The organism is Mycoplana sp. MJR14, from assembly GCF_029210525.1.
Lineage (GTDB): Bacteria > Pseudomonadota > Alphaproteobacteria > Rhizobiales > Rhizobiaceae > Mycoplana.
The window spans coordinates 68,736-88,493 of record NZ_JARGEO010000007.1 but is presented as its reverse complement, the minus strand read 5'-3'; the positions used below and the strand labels follow the sequence as shown (position 1 = coordinate 88,493).

Annotated in this window: 17 protein-coding genes; 6 read left to right on the top strand and 11 right to left on the bottom strand. The window is 68.4% G+C overall.

Going from position 1 to position 19,758, the window contains the following annotated elements:
- Position 1: 1 nt before the first annotated feature.
- Positions 2–715, bottom strand: a complete 714-nt coding sequence (locus tag P0086_RS17115) for a sulfate transporter family protein (RefSeq protein WP_148151616.1) — start codon at positions 713–715, stop codon at positions 2–4.
- Between the two features lie 157 nt (positions 716–872).
- Between P0086_RS17115 and P0086_RS17110 the strand changes: the two genes are divergently transcribed.
- Positions 873–2,990: a methyl-accepting chemotaxis protein gene (locus P0086_RS17110; RefSeq protein WP_275787713.1), complete on the top strand. Its 2,118-nt coding sequence runs from the start codon at positions 873–875 to the stop codon at positions 2,988–2,990.
- Positions 2,991–3,090: 100 nt separating this feature from the next.
- On the opposite strand, the gene P0086_RS17105 is transcribed toward P0086_RS17110, so the two are convergent.
- Both P0086_RS17105 and epmA read right to left on the bottom strand, forming a co-directional pair.
- Entirely contained in the window at positions 3,091–4,149 is a 1,059-nt protein-coding gene (locus tag P0086_RS17105) for a lysine-2,3-aminomutase-like protein (RefSeq protein WP_275787711.1), read from the bottom strand.
- Entirely contained in the window at positions 4,146–5,210 is a 1,065-nt protein-coding gene (epmA, locus tag P0086_RS17100; protein WP_275787708.1) for an EF-P lysine aminoacylase EpmA, read from the bottom strand. The genes P0086_RS17105 and epmA overlap by 4 nt, the downstream gene beginning before the upstream one ends.
- Before the next feature lie 145 nt (positions 5,211–5,355).
- On the opposite strand from epmA, the gene efp reads away from it, so the two are divergent.
- Positions 5,356–5,925 (top strand): elongation factor P, encoded by a 570-nt coding sequence (efp, locus tag P0086_RS17095; protein WP_112594576.1) that lies wholly within the window; start codon positions 5,356–5,358, stop codon positions 5,923–5,925.
- Between the two features lie 113 nt (positions 5,926–6,038).
- Positions 6,039–7,031 (top strand): adenosine kinase, encoded by a 993-nt coding sequence (locus P0086_RS17090; protein WP_275787705.1) that lies wholly within the window; start codon positions 6,039–6,041, stop codon positions 7,029–7,031.
- A gap of 9 nt (positions 7,032–7,040) precedes the next feature.
- Here the strand turns inward: P0086_RS17090 and P0086_RS17085 are convergent, their stop codons facing one another.
- A complete protein-coding gene (locus tag P0086_RS17085; RefSeq protein WP_112594580.1) occupies positions 7,041–7,583 on the bottom strand; it encodes an SH3 domain-containing protein in 543 nt (180 codons plus the stop codon).
- Positions 7,584–7,764: 181 nt separating this feature from the next.
- Here P0086_RS17085 and P0086_RS17080 point away from each other — a divergent pair, with 181 nt between their 5' ends.
- Entirely contained in the window at positions 7,765–8,769 is a 1,005-nt protein-coding gene (locus tag P0086_RS17080) for a D-glycerate dehydrogenase (protein WP_275787700.1), read from the top strand.
- A 17-nt stretch (positions 8,770–8,786) separates the two neighbouring features.
- Here P0086_RS17080 and moeB read toward each other — a convergent pair whose 3' ends face one another.
- A complete protein-coding gene (gene moeB / locus P0086_RS17075) occupies positions 8,787–9,551 on the bottom strand; it encodes a molybdopterin-synthase adenylyltransferase MoeB (protein ID WP_275787698.1) in 765 nt (254 codons plus the stop codon).
- Positions 9,552–9,571: 20 nt separating this feature from the next.
- Entirely contained in the window at positions 9,572–10,696 is a 1,125-nt protein-coding gene (gene recF / locus P0086_RS17070; protein ID WP_275787987.1) for a DNA replication/repair protein RecF, read from the bottom strand.
- A gap of 180 nt (positions 10,697–10,876) precedes the next feature.
- Between recF and P0086_RS17065 the strand changes: the two genes are divergently transcribed.
- The gene (locus tag P0086_RS17065; protein WP_275787695.1) at positions 10,877–11,746 is read left to right on the top strand and encodes a glycosyltransferase family A protein; all 870 of its coding nucleotides are present in this window, start codon (positions 10,877–10,879) and stop codon (positions 11,744–11,746) included.
- A 5-nt stretch (positions 11,747–11,751) separates the two neighbouring features.
- Positions 11,752–13,548 (top strand): alpha/beta hydrolase, encoded by a 1,797-nt coding sequence (locus P0086_RS17060; protein ID WP_275787984.1) that lies wholly within the window; start codon positions 11,752–11,754, stop codon positions 13,546–13,548.
- 47 nt (positions 13,549–13,595) lie between these two features.
- Here P0086_RS17060 and P0086_RS17055 read toward each other — a convergent pair whose 3' ends face one another.
- Genes P0086_RS17055 through P0086_RS17035 form a run of 5 tightly spaced genes read right to left on the bottom strand, consistent with a single transcriptional unit; the run spans position 13,596 to position 19,398 of the window.
- Complete coding sequence (locus P0086_RS17055) at positions 13,596–16,064, bottom strand: glycoside hydrolase family 2 protein (protein WP_275787691.1); 2,469 nt, start codon at positions 16,062–16,064, stop codon at positions 13,596–13,598.
- A gap of 15 nt (positions 16,065–16,079) precedes the next feature.
- Complete coding sequence (locus tag P0086_RS17050; RefSeq protein WP_275787982.1) at positions 16,080–17,066, bottom strand: DUF1839 family protein; 987 nt, start codon at positions 17,064–17,066, stop codon at positions 16,080–16,082.
- Positions 17,057–17,968 (bottom strand): amino acid--[acyl-carrier-protein] ligase, encoded by a 912-nt coding sequence (locus P0086_RS17045; RefSeq protein ID WP_275787688.1) that lies wholly within the window; start codon positions 17,966–17,968, stop codon positions 17,057–17,059. Before P0086_RS17045 ends, P0086_RS17050 begins: the two co-directional genes overlap by 10 nt.
- A 6-nt stretch (positions 17,969–17,974) precedes the next feature.
- Positions 17,975–19,147 carry an acyl-CoA dehydrogenase family protein gene (locus P0086_RS17040; RefSeq protein WP_148178982.1) on the bottom strand — a complete coding sequence of 391 codons (1,173 nt, stop codon included), beginning with the start codon at positions 19,145–19,147 and terminating at the stop codon, positions 17,975–17,977.
- Positions 19,144–19,398, bottom strand: coding sequence for an acyl carrier protein (locus tag P0086_RS17035; RefSeq protein ID WP_275787686.1), 255 nt, complete (start codon positions 19,396–19,398; stop codon positions 19,144–19,146). Before P0086_RS17035 ends, P0086_RS17040 begins: the two co-directional genes overlap by 4 nt.
- Positions 19,399–19,758 lie beyond the last annotated feature (360 nt).

The window sequence follows — 19,758 nt, the reverse complement described above, 5'->3', positions numbered from 1 at the left end:
CTCAGCCGCGAAAGCCGGGATCGGCGCGGGACAGAAGCTTGTGCAGGTGGACCATCAGGCTCGCCGCAAAGAGCGGCGTCAGCAGGTTGACGATGGGCACGGCGAGGAAGGCGGCGATGACGAGGCCGGCGAGGAAGACGGTGGAGGCGTGCTTGGCCCGGAACAGCCGCGCCTCCTCCGGCGAGCGGAAGCGCATGGCGGCGAATTCGAAGAACTCGCGCCCGAGCAGGTAGCCGTTGACCAGGAAGAAGGCGATGAGGTTGATGCCGGGGATGAAGAGGAGGAACAGGGCGATCAGGTTGCCGACCAGCACCACGCCGAGAAACTTGACCGAGCCGGCGATCGCCGGCCACAGCGGCAGCGCCTTGCCCGGCGGATCGTCCGGGTAGTGGTGCGCCTCGACCACCTCGGCCACGTCGTCGAGAAAGAAGCCGGCGATGATCGCCGTCACCGGTGCGAGCAGCAGGGCCAGCGACAGGGCCAGCCCGATGCTGGCCACGATCCCGAAGACCACCGTCAGCCAGCCCGCCCAGTCGGGCACCGTGGGCATGTAGCCCGAGACCCAGGGCAAGGCGTAGGCGATGAAGCTTTCGCGCAGCGCGAACCAGAGCCCGATCAGGACCAGGATCGTCAGGCCGAGCACCTTCCAGAACACGCGGCGCGTGTCCGGCGCAAAGAGATTGCCGAGCGCCAGGCGCGCCGCGTCGAGGATCATCCCTATACTCCCTGTTGTGCCGACCGATGTAGGGTGTGGAAAACCGGCCCGCAAGCCGTGGCTTTTGACCATGCAGTTTAAGCCTGCGTTAAAGGGCCGGATCTAGAGTTCACCTCACGTCAGTCGAGGTCGAAATTCCAGTCCGGGTGTTTGAAAAATGCGCAGCATCAAGATCAGCAGGCTCCTTCCCGCCCTCTTCGTCCTGATGGTGCTGCTCGGCGGACTGCAGGGTGCAGTGGCCTTCCGGTCGCTCTCGACGATCACCGGCCAGTTCGAGCGCATCGGGCAGGAACGCATGCCCCAGATGAGCGAGATCCTGCAGATCAGCAACGATTTCTCCGTCCTGAACGGCACCTTCTCCGAACATCTGCTGTCGATGGACCCGGACGAGCTGACGGCGATCGAAAAGAAGATCGCCGACGATGCCGCCATCCTGAACCAGAGGATCGATGCCTATGCGGGCGCCGTGTCGGGCGATCCGGCAGCCGCCGGCACGGTCGCCGGCATCAAGGACAGCCTGGCGGCCTATCTGGCCGAGTCCGAAAAGCTGAAGCAGTTCTCGGCGATTGCCGCCAAGGGTCCGGCGCTGGAGATCTTCCATGGCGCGATGAAGCAGCAGGCCAACACGATCGATGCCGGCCTGAAGAACCTCGTGGCCACCAACCAATCTCTGACGTCCGAGGCCATCGACGCTGCGCAGGCCGAGCAGGATTCCGCCTATCTCTTGACGATCGCCTCGCTCGTGCTGTCGGTCAGTCTCGCGATCGCTGCGATCTTCATCGTCCACAGGCGCGTCGTGCGTCCGCTCGACGGCATCGCGGCTGCGATGAAGAAGGTGGCCGACGGCGACATCCACCAGGACATTCCGCACGCGGAGCGCGGCGACGAGATCGGCGAGATGGCCGCGGCCGTCGCCATCTTCCGCGACAACGCCGGCGAGCGGATGCGCCTGGAGCGCCAGGCCGCCGCCGATCGCGCCAGCGCCGAGAGCGAGCGGATGGCACGGGATGCCGAACGCAACCGGGAAAGCGGCAAGGTCGAGGCGGCGGTGGGCTCGCTCGGCGATGCGCTCGGCCGGCTGGCCTCGGGCGACATGACGTGCGCGATCGACGCGCCGTTCGAAGGCGAGCTCGACCGGCTGCGGCAGGACTTCAACACGTCGGTGGCGCGGCTGCGCGAGGCGCTCTGCGAGGTCGGCGACAATGCGCGCGCCATCGATTCCGGCGCCCGGGAGATCCGCGCGGCCGCCGATGCGCTGGCCCGGCGCACCGAGCAGCAGGCGGCCTCCGTCGAGGAAACGGCGGCGGCACTGGACCAGATCACGACGACCGTGCGCGATTCCACCAAGCGCGCCGAGGAGGCCGGCGACCTCGTCGGGCGCACCCGCGCCGGCGCGGAAAAATCCGGCGAGGTGGTGCGCCGGGCGATTGAAGCCATGCAGCAGATCGAGCGGTCGTCCGGCGAGATCGGCAACATCATCGGCGTCATCGACGACATCGCCTTCCAGACCAACCTCCTGGCCCTGAACGCCGGCGTCGAGGCCGCGCGCGCCGGCGAGGCGGGCAAGGGTTTCGCCGTCGTGGCCCAGGAAGTCCGCGAACTGGCGCAGCGCTCGGCCAAGGCCGCGCGCGAGATCAAGGCCCTCATCACCACCTCGAGCAGCCAGGTGCAGAACGGCGTGGCGCTCGTCGGCGAGACCGGCAAGGCGCTGGAGACGATCGTCGTGGAGGTCGAGGAGATCAACGGGCACGTCCAGGCGATCGTCATGGCGGCGCGCGAACAGGCACTCGGCCTTTCGGAAATCAACACCGCCGTCGGGGCCATGGACCAGGGCACGCAGCAGAATGCCGCCATGGTCGAGGAAACGACGGCGGCAAGCCACGGGCTGGCCAGCGACGTGCAGGCGCTCAACGCCCTGATCGGCCGCTTCAACGTCGGCGGCTCGATGAGCCAGGCCTCGCGCGGACCGCAACTGCATGTGGTGCCCGGAGCGGAACCCGCCGCAGCCGGCCCGACGCCGTCTGCGTTGCCGCCCGGAACGGCTTCGCCCAGAACCGCACCGGCCGGAACGGCACCGGCCGACGCGGCGCGCGCCCCCTCCAAGGGCGTGGTCTCCCAGCTGCCGCGCAAGTCAGCCGGCCAGTGGAACATCAAGGCCGCCAGCAAGACATCGCGGGCCGTCACCTCGCCGGCCCATCTGCTGAACCAGAAGCTGGCGGGCGCACTGGGGGCAAGGCAGGCCGACACCAAGGACGGCGACTGGGAAGAATTCTGATCCTCCGCGACTGCGGGCGGCGGCAGGCGCTCCCGGTGAGGCAGGCTCGAGGGCCTGGCAGCTTGCGGTGTTCCTGCGTTGAGGCGGCGCCTCTTGTCCGTCAGTCGTGGCGCGGCGGATAGCTGTGCTCGCCGCCGCGGAAATCGCGGATGCGGAAGCAGCCGTCATCGCTCTCGCGGACGGCATCGGAAAGCACCGGCACCTTGCCGTGACCACCCGGTATGTCGAGGATATAGGTGGGCTGGCAGAGGCCGGAGATGCGGCCGCGCAGCTGCTCCACCAGCGCCCTGCCCTCGGCGAGGCCGAGGCGGAAGTGGCCGGTGCCCGGCGCCAGATCCGGGTGGTGGAGATAATAGGGCCTGATGCGGTTTTCGACGAAGGCGCGCATCAGTTCGGCCAGCACGCCGGCGTCGTCGTTGACGCCCTTCAGGAGCACCGTCTGGCTGATCATCGCGATCCCGGCGTCGACGAGCCGGGCGCAGGCCGCCCGCGCCTGTGCCGTCAGCTCGCGCGGATGGTTGGCGTGGAGGGCCACATAGGTCGTCTTGCCGGACGCCTTCAGAGCATCCACGAGTTCGGCGTCGATGCGGTCGGGTTCCACGACCGGGACGCGGGTGTGGAAGCGAACCACCTTGACGTGGTCGATCTCCGCCAGCCGTTCCATCAGGTCGCGCAGGCGTCGAGCGGAGAGGACCAGCGGATCGCCGCCGGTGAGGATCACCTCCCAGATCTCCGGCCGTGCGGCGACATAGGCGATGGCCGCGTCGAGCTCGTCGGGGGCGAGCGTGCCCAGTCCCGACGGCCCGACCATCTCGCGGCGGAAGCAGAAGCGGCAATAGACCGGGCAGACATGCACGGCCTTCAGCAGCACCCGGTCCGGATAGCGGTGAACGATGCCCGCCACGGGGCTGTGGGCGAGGTCGCCGATCGGATCGGCCCGCTCTTCGGCGCGAACGAGGAGTTCGGCCGGATCGGGGAGAAACTGCCGGGCAATCGGGTCGTGCGGATCGTCCGGCTCGATCAAGGCTGCGACCGCAGGCGTCAGCGCGATCGCGTAGCGCTCACCGACTTTCGCCGCTCCCGCATGCTGGGCTTCGGGCGGCATCAGGCCGGCCTCCACCAGTTCGGCGACCGAGCGAAGCGTCCTTGCCGTCGTCATGGCGCTGTGTCCGGCACCGGCGCCCAGATGACCTGGTCGATGCGGGCGGCCCCCGTTGCCAGCATGACCAGGCGATCGAAGCCGAGGGCGATGCCGCTCGCCTCCGGCATGATCCGCAGCGCCGCGAGAAAATCCTCGTCGAGCGGATAGGACTCGCCGTAGACCCGTTGCTTCTCCGCCATCTCCAGGCCGAAGCGGCGGCGCTGCTCGGCTGGGTCGGTCAGTTCGCCGAAGGCGTTGGCGAGCTCGACGCCGCAGGCATAGAGCTCGAAGCGCTCGGCGACGCGGGGATCATGCGCCGCCGGACGCGCCAGGGCGGCCTCGGAGACCGGATACTCGCAAAGGATCGTCGCCCTGCCGAAACCGAGCTTCGGCTCGATGCGCTCCACCAGCACCCGGCTGAACAGGTCGGCCCAGGTATCGTCGGGCGCCACGCGGATGCCGGCTCTGCCCATCGCGCTTGCCAGCACCGCGCGGTCGGTCGCACCCTCGGGGCCGATGCTCGCCAGCAGGTCGAGGCCGGCATGGCGCGCGAAGGCCGCCGCCACGGTCAGCCGCTCGGGCTCGGCAAAGGGATCGCAGGCACGGCCGCGCCAGGACAACTGCTGCGTCCCGGCCGCTTTCGCGGCGAGCGCCAGGATCTCCGCGCAGTCCTGCATCAGTTCGTCATAGGTCGCCCCCGCCCGATACCATTCGAGCATCGTGAACTCGGGATGATGCAGGGGGCCGCGCTCGCGATTGCGATAGACATGGGCGAAGCAGGCAATGCGCCGTTCGCCGGCGGAGAGCAGCTTCTTGCAGGCGAATTCGGGCGAGGTGTGCAGGTAGAGCGGGGTTTCGGTGCCCGAGTGCCCGATCGCCTCGGTGCGGAAGGCATGCAGATGCGCCTCGTTGCCGGGCGAGACCTGCAAGGTCGCGGTGTCGACCTCGACGAAATCGCGATCGGCAAAATATCCCCTCAGGGCCGCCTGGATGCGGTTGCGCGCCATCAGGAACGGGCGACGATCGGCATGGACGTCTGGCGTCCACCAGGGGGACGGTGCGGGGGTGCTCGCGGTCATGGCAAGTTTCTATCAGATTCCGGCGGACGCGCTGGCCTTTTGGCGGAATTTAGGGTAGTTGCGGCCCGAACCCGCTTTCCGGCGGCCCGGGACGACACTTGCCGTGTCCTCTACGACGCGGCCGCTCCAGATACAAGGAAGACTTATGGCAAAGATCATCGCTTCTTCCGTCCGCAAGGGCAACGTGCTCGACGTCGACGGAAAACTCTACGTGGTTCTGACGGCGCAGAACTTCCATCCGGGCAAGGGTACGCCCGTGACGCAGATCGACATGCGCCGCATCTCCGACGGCGTGAAGGTCTCGGAGCGCTACCGCACGACCGAACAGGTCGAGCGCGCCCATGTGGAGGACCGCGAGCACACCTTCCTCTACGAAGACGGCGACGGCTTCCACTTCATGAACCCGGAGAGCTACGACCAACTGACCATGTCCGCCGAAGACGTCGGCGACGCCAAGGCCTATCTCCAGGAGGGCATGGCCGTGATCCTGTCGACGCACGAGGGCGTCGCGATCGCGCTCGACCTGCCGCGCCACGTCACGCTCGAGATCACCGAGACCGAGCCGGTCGTGAAGGGCCAGACGGCATCTTCCTCCTACAAGCCCGCCATGTTGTCCAACGGCGTGCGCACGCTCGTTCCGCCGCACATCCAGGCCGGCACCCGCGTCGTCATCGCCACCGAGGACGGCTCCTACGTCGAGCGCGCCAAGGACTGAGCCCATTTCGGCCGCCCGACGGAACCCGATCGGGCGGCACCCCTTACAATCCGTCGAAAATCCGCTATGACCGGTATCCGGCTCTTACCCCAACGAGACGGATCTGATACCGCATGACCCAATTCGACGTGCTGACGGTCGGCAATGCCATCGTCGACATCATCGCCCGCTGCGACGACGACTTCCTCACCGACAATGCCATCATCAAGGGCGCGATGAACCTGATCGACGCCGAGCGCGCCGAGTTGCTCTATTCGCGGATGGGACCTGCGGTGGAAGCCTCCGGCGGCAGCGCCGGCAACACGGCGGCCGGCATTGCGAGCTTCGGCGGACGCGCCGCCTATTTCGGCAAGGTGGCGAAGGACCAGCTCGGCGAGATCTTCACCCACGACATCCATGCCCAGGGCGTCCATTTCGCCACGAAGCCGCTCGACCGTTTCCCGCCGACCGCGCGGTCGATGATCTTCGTCACCGAGGATGGCGAGCGGTCGATGAACACCTATCTCGGCGCCTGCGTCGAGCTCGGGCCGGAAGACGTCGAGGAGGCCGTGGTGGCGGCCGCCAAGGTCACCTATTTCGAGGGCTATCTCTGGGACCCGCCGCGCGCGAAGGAGGCCATCCGCGCCTGCGCGCGCATCGCTCATGCGAACGGCCGGGAAGTCTCGATGACGCTGTCGGACAGTTTCTGCGTCCATCGCTATCGCGACGAGTTCCTCGAGCTGATGCGCTCGGGCACCGTCGACATCGTCTTCGCCAACCGGGCCGAAGCGCTGGCGCTCTACGAGACGGACGACTTCGACCACGCGCTCCAGCGGATCGCCAACGATTGCCGTCTCGCCATCGTCACCATGAGCGAGGAAGGATCGGTGATCCTGAAGGGCGGCGAGCGGACACGGGTTCATGCCTCGCATATCGAGCGGGTGGTGGACACGACCGGCGCCGGCGACCTCTATGCGGCCGGCTTCCTCCATGGCTATACGCAGGGGCGCGCGCTGGAGGATTGCGGCAAGCTCGGCAGCCTCGCGGCAGGGATCGTCATCGAGCAGATCGGGCCGCGACCGATGTGCTCGCTCGCCGCGGCGGCCGTGCAGGCAAGGCTCGCCTGAGCCTTTCTGCTACTTGAAAGCCTCTCCGGGATAGGCGCCCCAGATCTCGGCCTGGGCTACCCAGCCCTCGGTGCCGTCCACCTCGGCGCGGCACCAGTCGCCGTTGCATTCCCCGACCTTGATGACGACGCCGGGTTCGAGCTTGGCGACGATCGCGCTGGAGGACTGCGGATCGCGGCGCATGTTGACGTAGATGTCGGCGCCCTTGCCGCGCATCCAGGGCGCCGTCACCGCCGTGCGTTCCCCCGAAAGAAGCGCCTGGTTGACCCAGCCCTCGGTGCCGTCCGCATCGCGGACGCGCCGCCAGTTGTCGTATTCCTGGATGATCTCGACCGGCACGCCGGACTTCATGTAGCGCCAGGCGACCGCATAGTCGACGCTCGGGCCGACACGCAGATTGACGCTCTTCGCCTTCAGGCTGACAAAGCGCGGCAGCGGCAGGCCGCTCGAACCCTTCGCCGCCTGCGCGAAGGCGGCAGGGACGCCATGGGAGGCCAGAAGGGACAGGGCGGCGAGCGCGAGGGTGCAAACGCGGATGGGTAAGCGATGCATGACGTGATCCACTCAAAAACATGCGGGCATCCGGCAACCGGACCTGGCCGGACCAGGCAATTCGCAAGTCCGGCTTTCAGAGCGGATTGTCTTCGCGATGGGGTCTGGTAGAAAATGCCCTTGATGAAGCAAGTCTTGCCTATCTTGGTTAAGGACCCGTCAACAGGACGCCGATCGGACCATGACGAACAAGAAAAAACCGAAGGTCTATCTGACACGCCGCCTGCCAGACGTTGTGGAAACGCGCATGCGCGAACTGTTCGACGCGGAGCTCAACATCGAGGACACGCCGCGCTCGCAGCCGGAGCTCGTCGCCGCGGTCAGGACGCATGATGTGCTGGTGCCGACCGTCACCGACCGGATCGACGCGGCCCTGATCGAGCAGGCCGGACCGCAGCTGAAGCTGATTGCCAGCTTCTCCAACGGCGTCGACCACATCGACGTCGACGCGGCGGCACGCCGTGGCATCACCGTCACCAACACCCCGAACGTCCTGACCGAGGACACCGCCGACATGACGATGGCGCTGATCCTCGCCGTGCCGCGCCGGCTCGCCGAGGGCGCGCACCTGCTGACGGACCGCAAAGGCGAGTGGGCCGGCTGGTCGCCGACCTGGATGCTCGGTCACCGGATCTGGGGCAAGCGGCTCGGCATCGTCGGCATGGGCCGGATCGGCACCGCAGTCGCCCGTCGCGCCAAGGCCTTCGGCCTCTCCATCCACTACCACAACCGCCACCGCGTCAGCCCCGCGACCGAGGAGGTGCTGGAGGCGACCTACTGGGACAGCCTCGACCAGATGCTGGCGCGCGTCGACATCGTCTCGGTCAATTGCCCGTCCACGCCTGCGACCTACCATCTGCTCTCGGCGCGGCGGCTGGCGCTGATGCAGCCGTCGAGCTACATCGTCAACACCGCGCGCGGCGGCATCATCGACGAGGCGGCGCTGATCAAGTCCCTGCGCGAAGGCAAGATCGCAGGCGCCGGGCTGGACGTGTTCGAGCACGAACCGGCGGTCAACCCGAAGCTCGTCAAGCTCGCGACCGAAGGCAAGGTGGTGCTCCTACCGCACATGGGCTCGGCGACGCTGGAGGGCCGGATCGACATGGGCGAGAAGGTGGTGATCAACATCCGCACCTTCTTCGACGGACACCGGCCGCCGGACAGGGTGCTGCCCGGACGCACCTGAGCCGCCCGTCCCCGATCCTACTGTCTGCGCCGCCGATAGCGCATCACGTCGAAGCGGGCCGCGAGGCCGTCATAGAGCATCAAGCGACCAATGAGAGGTTCGCCGGCGCCGGTGACGACCTTGATCGCCTCCATCGCCATCAGCGTGCCGATGACGCCGGTCAGCGCGCCTACGATGCCGGCCTCGGCGCAGGACGGGACGACGCCAGGCGGCGGCGCCTGCGGGAAGAGGTCGCGGTAGCCGGGGTTCAGCCGTCCGTCGGGATCGGTTTCCCACGGCTTCAGCACCGTGAGCGAGCCGTCGAAGCGGCCGACCGCGCCGGTCACCAGCGGCAGGCGCGCCGCCTCCGCCGCGTCGGCGGCGGCATAGCGGGTCTCGAAATTGTCGGAGCCGTCGATCAGGAGGTCGAAACCCGCCAGGAGGCCCGGGGCCGCCTCAGGCGTGAACCGCGTCCTGAAGCCTGTGACGCGGACATGCGGATTGATCGCGGCGATCGCCGCCTCGGCACTCTCGATCTTGCTGAGGCCAATGGCGTCGGTGCCGTGGATCACCTGCCGCTGCAGGTTCGACAACGAGACGGTGTCGTCGTCGACGATGCCGATGTGCCCGATGCCGGCGGCTGCCAGGTACTGCAGGACCGGCGCGCCCAGGCCGCCGGCGCCGATCACCAGCACGGCGGCGTTCTTCAGCCTCTGTTGACCCGCGCCGCCGATCTCGGCCAGCACGATATGGCGCCGGTAGCGCTCGATCTCATCCGGTCCAAGGGGCTCTTCGGTCGTCACACGCGCACTCCGTCGGTCTGCTATCCCGCAATCGCACCGTTCGCCACCGTCAGGAAGCGAGCGCGATCGCCGAGCGCCTCGAACATGGCACGATCGGTCCCGGTCATGAAGGCCTGACCGCCGAGCGCGTCGACGCGGTCGAACAACGCCGCCCTGCGGCCCTCGTCGAGATGGGCGGAAATCTCGTCCAACAGCAGGATGGGCGCATGCCCGGTCATGCCGGCGACGAGGCCGGCATGGGCGAGCACCATGCCGACGAGCAGCGCCTTCTGCTCGCCGGTCGAACAGCGCGCGGCATCCATGTCCTTCTCGCGGTGGCGGATCATCAGATCGACCCGATGCGGGCCGTCGAGCGTGCGGCCCGCGGCAGCGTCGCGGAACCGGCCGTCGCGCAGCATGGCGGCATAGACCTCCTCGATCTCGTAGGCCGGCCGATCGAGTTCGTCGTCCAGAAAGCCGCTGAGCGCCATCGCTGCGGAGGGGAAGGGCCCTTCGTCGCGCGCCGCCTCGACGATGCCGGCCAGGAGGCCCACGAGCTCGCGCCGCGCCAGCGCCATGGCGACGCCGATCTCGGCCATCTGTAGTTCGAGCGCGTCCAGCCAGCGCGCGTCGGGCCGCGGCTCCGACAGCAGCCGGTTGCGGCCACGCATGGCCTTGTCGAAGTCCGCAGCCCGGCGGCCGTGGTCGGGATCGAGCGACAGAACCAGGCGATCGAGGAAGCGGCGGCGGTCCGACGACGCCCCGGTGAAGAGCCCGTCCATGGACGGCGTCAGCCAGACGACGCGCAGGTGCTCCAGGAGTTCGTCGACCGACCGGGCCGCGGTTCCGTTCAGCCGGAGGCGGCGCGACTGGCCCTCCTCGCCGGCCTCCGTGCCCGTGCCGATCTCGACTTCGCCCTGCATGCCGTCGATCGCCGCAAAGACGCTGAAGCCGCCCGGCGCCCCCTCGCGGGCGACGTCGGCATAGGCGGCGCGGCGCAGGCCGCGGCCGGGGGTCAGGAAGGAGACCGCCTCCATCAGGTTGGTCTTGCCGGCGCCGTTCGCGCCGGTCAGCACGACATGGCGACCATCGAGCCCGAGCGCGATCGACGCATAGTTGCGAAAATCGTGCAGCTTCAGGCTGAAAATGGTGACCTTGTGAGGCATCGGCATCCGGATCTTTCGCCAGAGAGCTATGCCGAAGCGGGCGCCAAGGCAAGCCCGCCCGTCCGGCGCAACCCATTCTTGCAAATCGGCAAGTCCGTTCACCGGGCCTTAACGCCTCGTCGGGACAATGTCGCGGCCGTATCTGCCGCCTGTTGGGGCCGGCTCACCCCCAGGATCTTCATGCCGCCAAACGACCGCTCATTCCGCCTCTCGCTCGTGGTCGCCACCCTCGGCCGCTCGGACGAGCTGGCGCGACTGCTGGGCTCGCTCGCAGCACAGACCGTGTCTGACTTCGAAGTGATCATCGTTGACCAGAACAGCGACGATCGCGTGCTCGGCCCGATCGCGCAGCACAGCCGCCGCCTCGAGATCGTGCATGTCAGGACACCGAGGAAAGGCGTCTGCCGCGCGCGAAACCTCGGCGCGTCGGTGGCGCGCGGCGATTGGCTGATGTTTCCGGACGACGACTGCTGGTATCCGGAAAGCCTTCTGGAGCGCTATCGGCACGTGACCGAGGCGATGCCCGCCGACTTCTACTGCGGCCGCGCCACCAACGCGGCCGGACAGACGATCATGGGCACGTTCGAGACCCGTCCGGTGCGGATCCGGCGCGGCAACGTCTGGACGACGCTGATCGAGTGGATGCTGGCGGTGCGAAAGCACGACTTCACCGCGGCAGGCGGGTTCGACGAGAAGATCGGGCCGGGCTCCGGCACGCCGTGGGGCGCCTACGAGGTGCAGGATTTCGTGCTGACGCTGCTGGAGCGCGGGCTCATGGGCCGGTACGATCCGACGCTTGCCGGGCACCATCCCGAGGACATGACCGACCAGACCGTGCCGGCGAACATCGCCAAGATCCGCTGCTACAGCGCCGGCCTCGGCTATGTGATGCGCAAGCACGGCTTCGGCCTTTCCGGTTTCCTGCCGCGCCTGCTGCGGCCGCTCGCGGGAATGAGCGTCTACGCGCTGACGGGCCGCCCGGCGATGGCGCGGCGCTCGCAACAGATCATGATCGGCCGTCTGGACGGATGGCGGAGGGCGGCAGAGTGACGACCATGCTGCAGTCCAACGACCTTGCGGCGGCCGCCGACGAAAGCGCCACCTGGACGCCAGGGTCGGCGGCCCTGCCCGTTTCTTTCGCCAGGACCGTCGGCCTCTTCACGCCGCCGGGGCCGGGGGCGGCACCCTCCGACTGCGCCGTGCTCCTTCTCAGCCCATGGGGCTTCGAGGAGATGTGCACGCGCAAGCTCTGGCGGCAGCTCGCGGAACGGTTCTCGGGCCTCGGGGTTGCGAGCCTCCGCTTCGACTATCCGGGGACGGGCGACTCTCTCGACGCGATGGAGTTTCCCGGCGGCCTGCCGGTGTGGCAGGGGGCGATCGAGGCCGCGGCGGCCGAACTGCGCCGCCTGTCCGGCGCCTCGAAGCTGGTCCTCGTGGGGCACGGGCTCGGCGCGACGCTCGCGGTCCTGTCGGCGGGGAAGCTCGGAGCCGTAGAAGGAATGGCGCTGATGGCGCCGGTGGTCAGCGGGCGCTTCTACCTGCGCGAACTGTCGGCCTGGTCGAAGATGGTGGACGACGGCCTCGGGCTGGGCGAGGACCAGCGTATCACGTCGAAGACCTCGATCGCCGGCCTGGTCATGCCGGACGACGTCGCGGAGGCGGTGCGCAGGATCAATCTCCAGGCCACGGAGATCGCCCCGGCCCCGTCGATCCTGATGGTGCACAGGCCTGCCCGGGAGAACGAGGCGGCACTCGCCACCCGGCTGGAAGAGCTCGGTGCCGCCGTTTCCCGACAGGCCTATCTCGGCTACGACGAGCTCGTCTCCAACCCGACCATCGCGACCCAGCCCGACGCGGTCGCGACACGCGTTGCCGAATGGGTCGGGACGCTGGCGGCCGCGGCCGGGCCTGCGAGCCGGCCATGGTCGTCGCCCGGCACAGCCGTTCTGGGCGGCGACGGCTTCTTCGAGGAGCCGCTGCGGTTCGGGCCCCGCGGCCGGCTTTCCGGCGTCCTCTGCACGCCGGTCGCGGCGCGGCGCGGCGCATCCGTCATCCTCCTCGGCACCGCCTATGACCGTCACGCCGGATGGGCGCGCTCGACCGTGGAGACGGCCAGGTGCCTTGCGCTGCAGGGCATCGCCTCGCTGCGGTTCGACGCGGCCAATGTCGGCGACAGCCCGCCGGTCGGGGGCGCGCCGGGGCAGGTGCTCTTTTCGGCGGGCCAGAAGGACGACGTGAAGGCCGCCTTCGACCTGATGGCGGCGCGCCGGCTCGCGCCGGCCGTTCTTGCCGGGCGATGCAGCGGCGCCTATCTCGCCTTCCAGAGTTCGCTCGACGAGCCACGCTGCCGCGGCGTCGTCGCCGTGAACCCCTTCACCTTCGTCTGGGACCCCGACGACAGCGTCGACGAGGCCCTGCGGTACAATCCGCGCTCGCTGGGCGATTACCGCAAGCGGGCGCTGCGGCTGGACACCTTGCGCCGGCTCGCCGCCGGCCAGATCGATCTCGGGCGTGCCGCAGCCAATATCGGCAGGCAGCTCGGCCGCCGGGCGGCCGCGGCGGCACCGGGCCTGCTGGGACGCCTGACGAAGTACGGCCGGCTGCAGCGGTCGGCGCTGTCCGCCTTCCGCACCCTTGCCGGGCGGCGGACGCCCGTGCGGCTGATCTACAGCGAGACCGACGTGGGGCTCGAACGATACCACGCCTATTTCGGGGCGGATGGGTCGGGCCTGAGGGCGTTTGCGAACGTCTCAGTCGAGGTCGTCCCCGATGCCGATCACAACATGTCGCCGCCCGCCGCCAGAGCCCTCCTGCAACGGCGGATCATCGAGACCGCGCTGGCCGACGACTGAGCGGCAAGGGCTGACCTGACCGAAATGACAGGCGTGGTGGCACCGGCTCAGAAGGAGACCGGAGCCTGCAGGTTGAGCGCGGAGAACTCTCCGACGGGGCGATCCACGGCACCGAGCTGCGCCAGCCGGATCACGCGCTCCCGCCCCGGCGCAAGATGGAACCAGTTGTCCGAAGGCAGGAAGCCAGGGCAGGCGATATGGGCCGACTGCAGCAGCCGGTCCGCAGCGACCCGCAATTGCCAGCCCTCGTCCCCCTCTTCCAGCGCAACCGTCGCCGTTGCCGGGTGAAGGGCGCGGGTCCGGCCTTGCGGGAAATGGAAGGCCTCGGCGAGGATCGCCGATCCGTCCGCCTCCTCCCGCAGGCTCGCGATCGTGACGTCATGCGCGGGCGGGCCGAAGCGGAAGGCATAGGTCGTATCGTAGAAGGCGCCGAAGAGATCGGTGGCGGCGATGGTGGCGGTGCCGTGGGCCGCAAGCGTCAGGGCGCGGCGGCCGCTGACCACGGGCTGGCGACCGTCTCGCAGGCAGGCGAGCTCGAGGACAAGCGCGCGGCCGCTACCCGTCTCGTTGATCACGTGCACGTCGAGGCCGTTGGTGCCCTCGTCGGAGAGTAGCACCTGGAGCGGACGGAAAGCCCGCCGCAGCGCATGCCAGGCCGGCTTCGGCAGGCCGGTGGCGTCGACGATGCCCCACCCCGCGCCCGGCTGGAGATCCTGAAGCGTCCAGACGAGCGCGCCGTTGCAGGTCGATTGCGGCCGACGCCATTCGGCATAGGTCGCCTCCATGACCTCGCCGGTGACGGCGCGGGAGAGGTCGAGGTAGCGCGCAGGATCCTCGCGGCGCAGGCGCGCCGGATCATGGTCGTAGAGCAGGCCGAGATAGTGGTCGCGCACGTCCTCGAAGTCCCACGAAGCGCCGCGGTCGCGCGGGACCCGCGCCTTCCAGCGGGGATCGTGAACGGCGGGGACGGGCAGATGCGCATCGAGCGTCGCCTGCTCCGGCACGTTGGCGAACGCCAGCGCTTCGGCTGCGAAGCGCACCGCCGCCCGGCGCGCATCCTCGAGCGGCCGGCAATAGGCGCCGACGCCGTAGTAGTGTGCGACGCCGGCATTGGGGGAGAACGGCATGGCGCCGCCGAAGGGCGAGTTGGGAACGAAGGGAACGTCCGGGCGGAGCGTTCGCACGACCTCGGGCAGCACCGTCTCCGTCAGCGGCCCGCGCCATGCGTCCGCCGGCAGACCGAGCATCGCCGCCTGCTGGAACACCTCGCTGCCGCCGCAAAGGACGGCCAGCGACGGCGAGGCGGCAGTGCGCAGCAGCAACTGCTCGACTTCGGTTTGCAGCAGGGCGACGAAATGCTCATCGGCGGCCGGATAGTCGAAATTCGCCAGCATGACGTCCTGCCAGACGAGGATGCCGAGCTCGTCGCACAACTCGAAGAAGGCATTGGTCTCATAGGCCATGGTGCCGCCGATGCGCAGCATGTTCATGCCGGCCTCGGCCGCAAGCCGCAGGGTCGGCGCGTAGCCCGCCCGCGTGCCCGGCAGGTCGACGATGTCCGCATTCGTCCAGACGGCACCACGGCAGAAGACCGGGACGCCGTTCACCCGCAAACCGAAACCGCTGCCATCGGGACCGGTGTCGATGTCGATGCGGCGGAAGCCGGTGCGGCCGAGCGCATGGCGTTCGCCATCCAGATCGGCCTCGACCGCATGGAGGACGGGGCGACCGTGGGTGTGCGGCCACCAGGCGGCGACGTCCGGGATCCGGAGCTGGCCGCTCCAGCGGCCGTCGGCGGTGCGATGCATGGGCACGGCAGTGCCGGCACAGTGCAGCACGGCTACGCGTGTGCCCGCGTCCGCCGAAAGCGAAACGGCAAGATGCCCGGTGCCGTCCGGCGCAAGGCTCGAAGCGATGCGGATGTCCCGCGGACGGCCCGGTTGCGGCCGCACGAGCCGGACGGGGCGATAGGGACCGACGGCGTGCACGGACGGGCACCAGCCCGGCATCCGGCCGAGCAGGGTCGTGCGGGTGAGCCGGAGGCCCTGCGGAACGATCATCTGCGGGCGCCAGCGGGCACGCGGGCCGCGCCGCTCCAGATGCGGCGCGAGCGCGCGAAAGCAGATCGCCAGATGGTCCGTGCCGTTGACCTGCACGTCGATCCGATGGCCGATGAACATCGAATCCGAGGCAAGCAGGAGCGCACCGTTCCAGTAGACCTCCGCGATCGTCGCCAGGCCTTCCAGCTCGAGCACGGCCGGGCCCGGCCGCTCACCGGACAGATCGAGCAGGTACCACGCATCGTGTCCGTCGAGCGGCTCCGGGTCGTCGCGGTCGAAGCGACCGGCGCGCTCCAGGGCGCCCGCGACCGTTCCCGGCATCGGCGCCTCCAGCCTCTCGGCGTCGCGGTCGATCATCGACGGGTCGGACCAGGCGCCGGCCGCCGTCAGGCACAGCTTCCAGCCCCTGTCCAGTTCGATCGTGGACGGAGACGTGCGCTCTGCCGGATCGCTCATGCGCATCCCCCAGCCTCAGTCGATCCGGCGTTCGAGCACGGCCATCATCTCGTCCCAGGCGGCGGCCGCCGGATCGAGCGCGGTCGCAAGCGGCTCGAACCGCTTGCGGGTCACCGCGCGGGCGAGCTGGAACTGCACGGACTTGGCGGTCTCGGCGATGCGGCGGGCGGCTGCCGCTGCATCCGACAGCGTGCCGTCCGGGGCAAGCCAGTCCAGGTGGCTCGCGGCGAGCTCGAAATTGGCGCCGAGCTGGCGCAGCGTGTTGAAGGCATATTTATGGAAGAAGCCGAACGGGCGTTCCGCGACGGCCTCGACCTGGCCCGGGAAGACGGCCGCGAAGGCGGCAACGGGGTTTTCCGGCGGCCGGCGCTGCAGGTGGAACCGCAGCAGGCGACGGGCGGCTCTTGCCATGTCGGCCGCGGCAGGGCGCGCGGCGGGGAACTTGACGAATTCCGTGTACGGCAGGAACGGCAGCGCATCGGCCGGCGCGTCGAGCTGGAACAGCCCGTCGAAATCCTCGCCCTCCAGCCGGAAGAAGCCGGCATTGTGGAAATAGTCGAGCGTGCGGGCGGCAAGGTCGAGACGGTTGATCGCCACCGTGGTCTTGCCGTGTTCCAGCCGGTAGGCGACGCCGCGCGTATCGGGCATGTAGAAACTGTCCATCTCCACCAGGCAGAGACGGCCGCGACCGATCTGTTCCAGGACGTGGCGCTCCACCCGGTCGTAGATCGCAAGCTCGGTGCAGCGGATACCGTAGAGCACCTCGAGGTCCTCCAGCGGCACCTTGAAGAAGGTGAACTGGTCGCCCTCGAAGTCCTGCGTCAGGGTGAAGCCCAGCATCGCCTCCGGCGGCAGGGCGCGGGCGTTCAGCACCTCGATCCACAGGTCGACATAGCAGTTGGTCTCCGGCCACATGCGCTCGTGATCGTGCAGCGCGTGCGGCCGGTAGGCGGCGGGATCGAGCCCGGGAAAGACGGAAGGCGCGGCCAAGGTCAGCCCCAGAGGGTCTTGCGGACGCTCTCGGGCCAGTCGGCGACGTCGAGGCCATGGGTGTGGAACAGCGCCAGCGCGATCCGTTCCAGGCCGAAGCCGACGCAGGCGGTGTGCGCCACGCTGCCATCCTCCATGACCAGGCCCCACTTCGCGCCGAACGCATCCTGATGATAGTTGAAGCTCATGCAGGCCGTGGGCTTCGCGACCGAGGTGATCGGGATCAGCAGCTCGAACTTCAGGTTCTGGTCGCGCTGGTTGTTGGCCAGCATCTTGCCGGCGCGGCCGAAGAAGGGATCGTTGGCGACATCGATCGCAACCTCGAGGCCGACCTCCTTCATCATGGCGACGCCGCGGTCCATCCAGGACTGGCGGAAATCGGTGACATGCTTCTCCGTGCCCATGCAGACATATTCGCGCATGCGGAAGAGCTGCTGGCGCGCCGGGTCCTGCGAGGGCTCATGACGGAAGCAGTAGGACTGCAGGTCGTAGAGGGCACCCTTGGCCGGAACCGGTCCACGCTTTGCCACCGTCGGGTACAGCGGATAGCAGGCCGCCGGCGTCAGCACGATGTCGGTCGCCTTCTGGTCCTTCGTCCAGTCCTCCTCGCCCACCTCCATGCATTTGAGCAGGCTCATATGGTCGAGCTCGTTGCCGCAGAAGGAATGGACGGTGCCCGCGAGCTGCGGGAAGCTCTTCATGTAGCCGCTCTTTTCGAAGAAGGCGCGGTTCATGCCCGGCGGGAAGCGCATGGCTTCCGCGCCGTCGGCCCCGCCGAAGCGATCGATCAGCCGCTCGAAGGCGACGATGACGTCCTCGAAGCGGCCGCTGCGGCCGTAGAGCCCGTCAACGCCGGTATCGATCAGCAGGCCGGCATCGAACAGGCGGTCGAGAAACGAGGTCTGCATATCCATGGTTCTTCACCCCAGAAGACTGGTGTCCTGCTTGTGGACGAGCAGGAGATTGGACGTGTTGCCGAGAATGCGGTCGTTGGAGATCATCAGCTGGGCCGAATGCGCGTCGCGCAGGTGCCGGCCGAGGCTGTAGGGCGTGCCGTTCTTGTAGCCCATGATGCCGCAGATCAGCATGGCGTGGTTGATGATCGTCAGGATCGTTTCCGACGAGCCGATCTTCAGATTGTTCATGGCGACGGCGAAACCCATCGAGGACAGGACGTCCTGATCCGTCTTTGCCGCCTCGAAGGCGTTCAGACCGGCGACCACGTTGGATTTCAGAAGCTGCAGCAGACTGGAGGCCTCGGCGAGCCTGAGCGCGCCGGGCGGCGTCTGCCCCGGCGCCTTGCGGGCGGCGGCCCGGACGAAGGCCTGTGCGCGGGCAAAGGCGTTGACGGCGATGCCGTACCAGACGGCACTCCAGAGCAGGTGCGAGGTGGCCAGCATCGACTGGGCGGCAATTTCCGCAAAGGGCTTCGGCAGGATCTGCTCGGCCGGGGCCTCGCCCTTGAACAGGTAGCCGTCCGAGCAGGTGCCGCGCATGCCGAGCGTATCCCAGACATGGGTGCGCTCGAGCGTATACTGGTCCTTCGTGAAGACGGTCATGACCTGGTCGGTGGATGCGGCTTCGGCATGGCTGCGCGAGGTGATCAGGATCGCATCGGCGTTTGCGCCGTAGGAGATGACGGTCGCGTCCTTCTCCAGCCGGCAGCGGCCGCCCTCGACTTCGATGGCGCAAATGCTGTTGCGCAGGTTGCCGCCGATGCCGCCTTCCGTCGTGGCGGAGGCCAGAAGCAGCTGTTCGTCGGCGATGCGGCGCATGAAGGCGCGGTGCCAGGCTGCGTCCGCGCCGTGCGAGACGAGGCTCGACGCCTTGATCTGGTGCATGGCGAAGACCATGGCGGCGGCAGCGCAGGACTGGCCCAGAATGGAGCAGACCTCGGCGATCTCGGCGATGCTCGCCCCCTCGCCGCCCAGTTCGACAGCGATCTGGATGGACAGCAGGCGTTCGGCGCGCATGGCATCCACCGCCTCCTGCGGGAAGCGCCCCTTGGCGTCGACGTCGTCGGCATGCGCCTCGGCTACCGCGGCAACGCGGGCGGCCCGTTCGGCCAGGCCCGCCCCGGTGGACATGTTCATTCGGCGGCCTCCGCGTTGCCGGTCAGCCCTTCCACCGTGCGCGTGATGGCCGCAATGCTCTGGAACGACTTGCGGTTGAGAAGATTGTCCGGAAACTCCAGGTCGAAGGCCTCCTCGATCGCCAGCATGATCTGGACGGAGGCGAAGGAGGACAGGCCCGCCGCGTAGAGGTCCTGGTCGTCGGCGATCTGGTCGACGGCGACAGGCAAGCCGCCATGCTTGGCGAGCAACTCACGGATTTTCTGCTTCATGGCGACACTCTCCCGTGCTGTTTTCTTGTCGGCAGGCCACGCCGCCCGCCCGGTCTCGTTCAACCAGAGGCATACAGAACGAGAGATAAGAACGCTTGAAGGGACATGGATAAGATTCCATGAAGGCGGCCCGGCTGGCGCATCTGGCCGGGGAACGGCGGCCGCCCTGAGACCGGCCGCCCCGAAAAGCATCGTATTTTCAATATCCTTTATATGTCCCCCGCCCCTGCCGCCGCCGTCTTTCCTGCGCGCCGGTTGAGAGGTTGTTAACCATAATCTGAGAGGTTGCGGGACGGTTCTCAGCAAGCGCCGCGCGATCGGGCGGCGGCGGGGACCGTGGATTCGGCCGCTTCCGAGAGG

Excerpts from the sequence above, each read along its gene's own strand:
- P0086_RS17090 (WP_275787705.1), top strand. The coding sequence starts at position 6,039 with ATGACCCAATTCGACGTGCTGACGGTCGGCAATGCCATCGTCGACATC.
- P0086_RS17105 (WP_275787711.1), bottom strand. The coding sequence starts at position 4,149 with ATGACGACGGCAAGGACGCTTCGCTCGGTCGCCGAACTGGTGGAGGCC.
- P0086_RS17085 (WP_112594580.1), bottom strand. The coding sequence starts at position 7,583 with ATGCATCGCTTACCCATCCGCGTTTGCACCCTCGCGCTCGCCGCCCTG.
- P0086_RS17065 (WP_275787695.1), top strand. The coding sequence starts at position 10,877 with ATGCCGCCAAACGACCGCTCATTCCGCCTCTCGCTCGTGGTCGCCACC.
- epmA (WP_275787708.1), bottom strand. The coding sequence starts at position 5,210 with ATGACCGCGAGCACCCCCGCACCGTCCCCCTGGTGGACGCCAGACGTC.
- P0086_RS17040 (WP_148178982.1), bottom strand. The coding sequence starts at position 19,147 with ATGAACATGTCCACCGGGGCGGGCCTGGCCGAACGGGCCGCCCGCGTT.
- efp (WP_112594576.1), top strand. The coding sequence starts at position 5,356 with ATGGCAAAGATCATCGCTTCTTCCGTCCGCAAGGGCAACGTGCTCGAC.
- P0086_RS17045 (WP_275787688.1), bottom strand. The coding sequence starts at position 17,968 with ATGGATATGCAGACCTCGTTTCTCGACCGCCTGTTCGATGCCGGCCTG.
- P0086_RS17110 (WP_275787713.1), top strand. The coding sequence starts at position 873 with ATGCGCAGCATCAAGATCAGCAGGCTCCTTCCCGCCCTCTTCGTCCTG.
- P0086_RS17080 (WP_275787700.1), top strand. The coding sequence starts at position 7,765 with ATGACGAACAAGAAAAAACCGAAGGTCTATCTGACACGCCGCCTGCCA.
- P0086_RS17115 (WP_148151616.1), bottom strand. The coding sequence starts at position 715 with ATGATCCTCGACGCGGCGCGCCTGGCGCTCGGCAATCTCTTTGCGCCG.
- P0086_RS17060 (WP_275787984.1), top strand. The coding sequence starts at position 11,752 with ATGCTGCAGTCCAACGACCTTGCGGCGGCCGCCGACGAAAGCGCCACC.
- recF (WP_275787987.1), bottom strand. The coding sequence starts at position 10,696 with ATGCCTCACAAGGTCACCATTTTCAGCCTGAAGCTGCACGATTTTCGC.
- P0086_RS17055 (WP_275787691.1), bottom strand. The coding sequence starts at position 16,064 with ATGAGCGATCCGGCAGAGCGCACGTCTCCGTCCACGATCGAACTGGAC.
- P0086_RS17035 (WP_275787686.1), bottom strand. The coding sequence starts at position 19,398 with ATGAAGCAGAAAATCCGTGAGTTGCTCGCCAAGCATGGCGGCTTGCCT.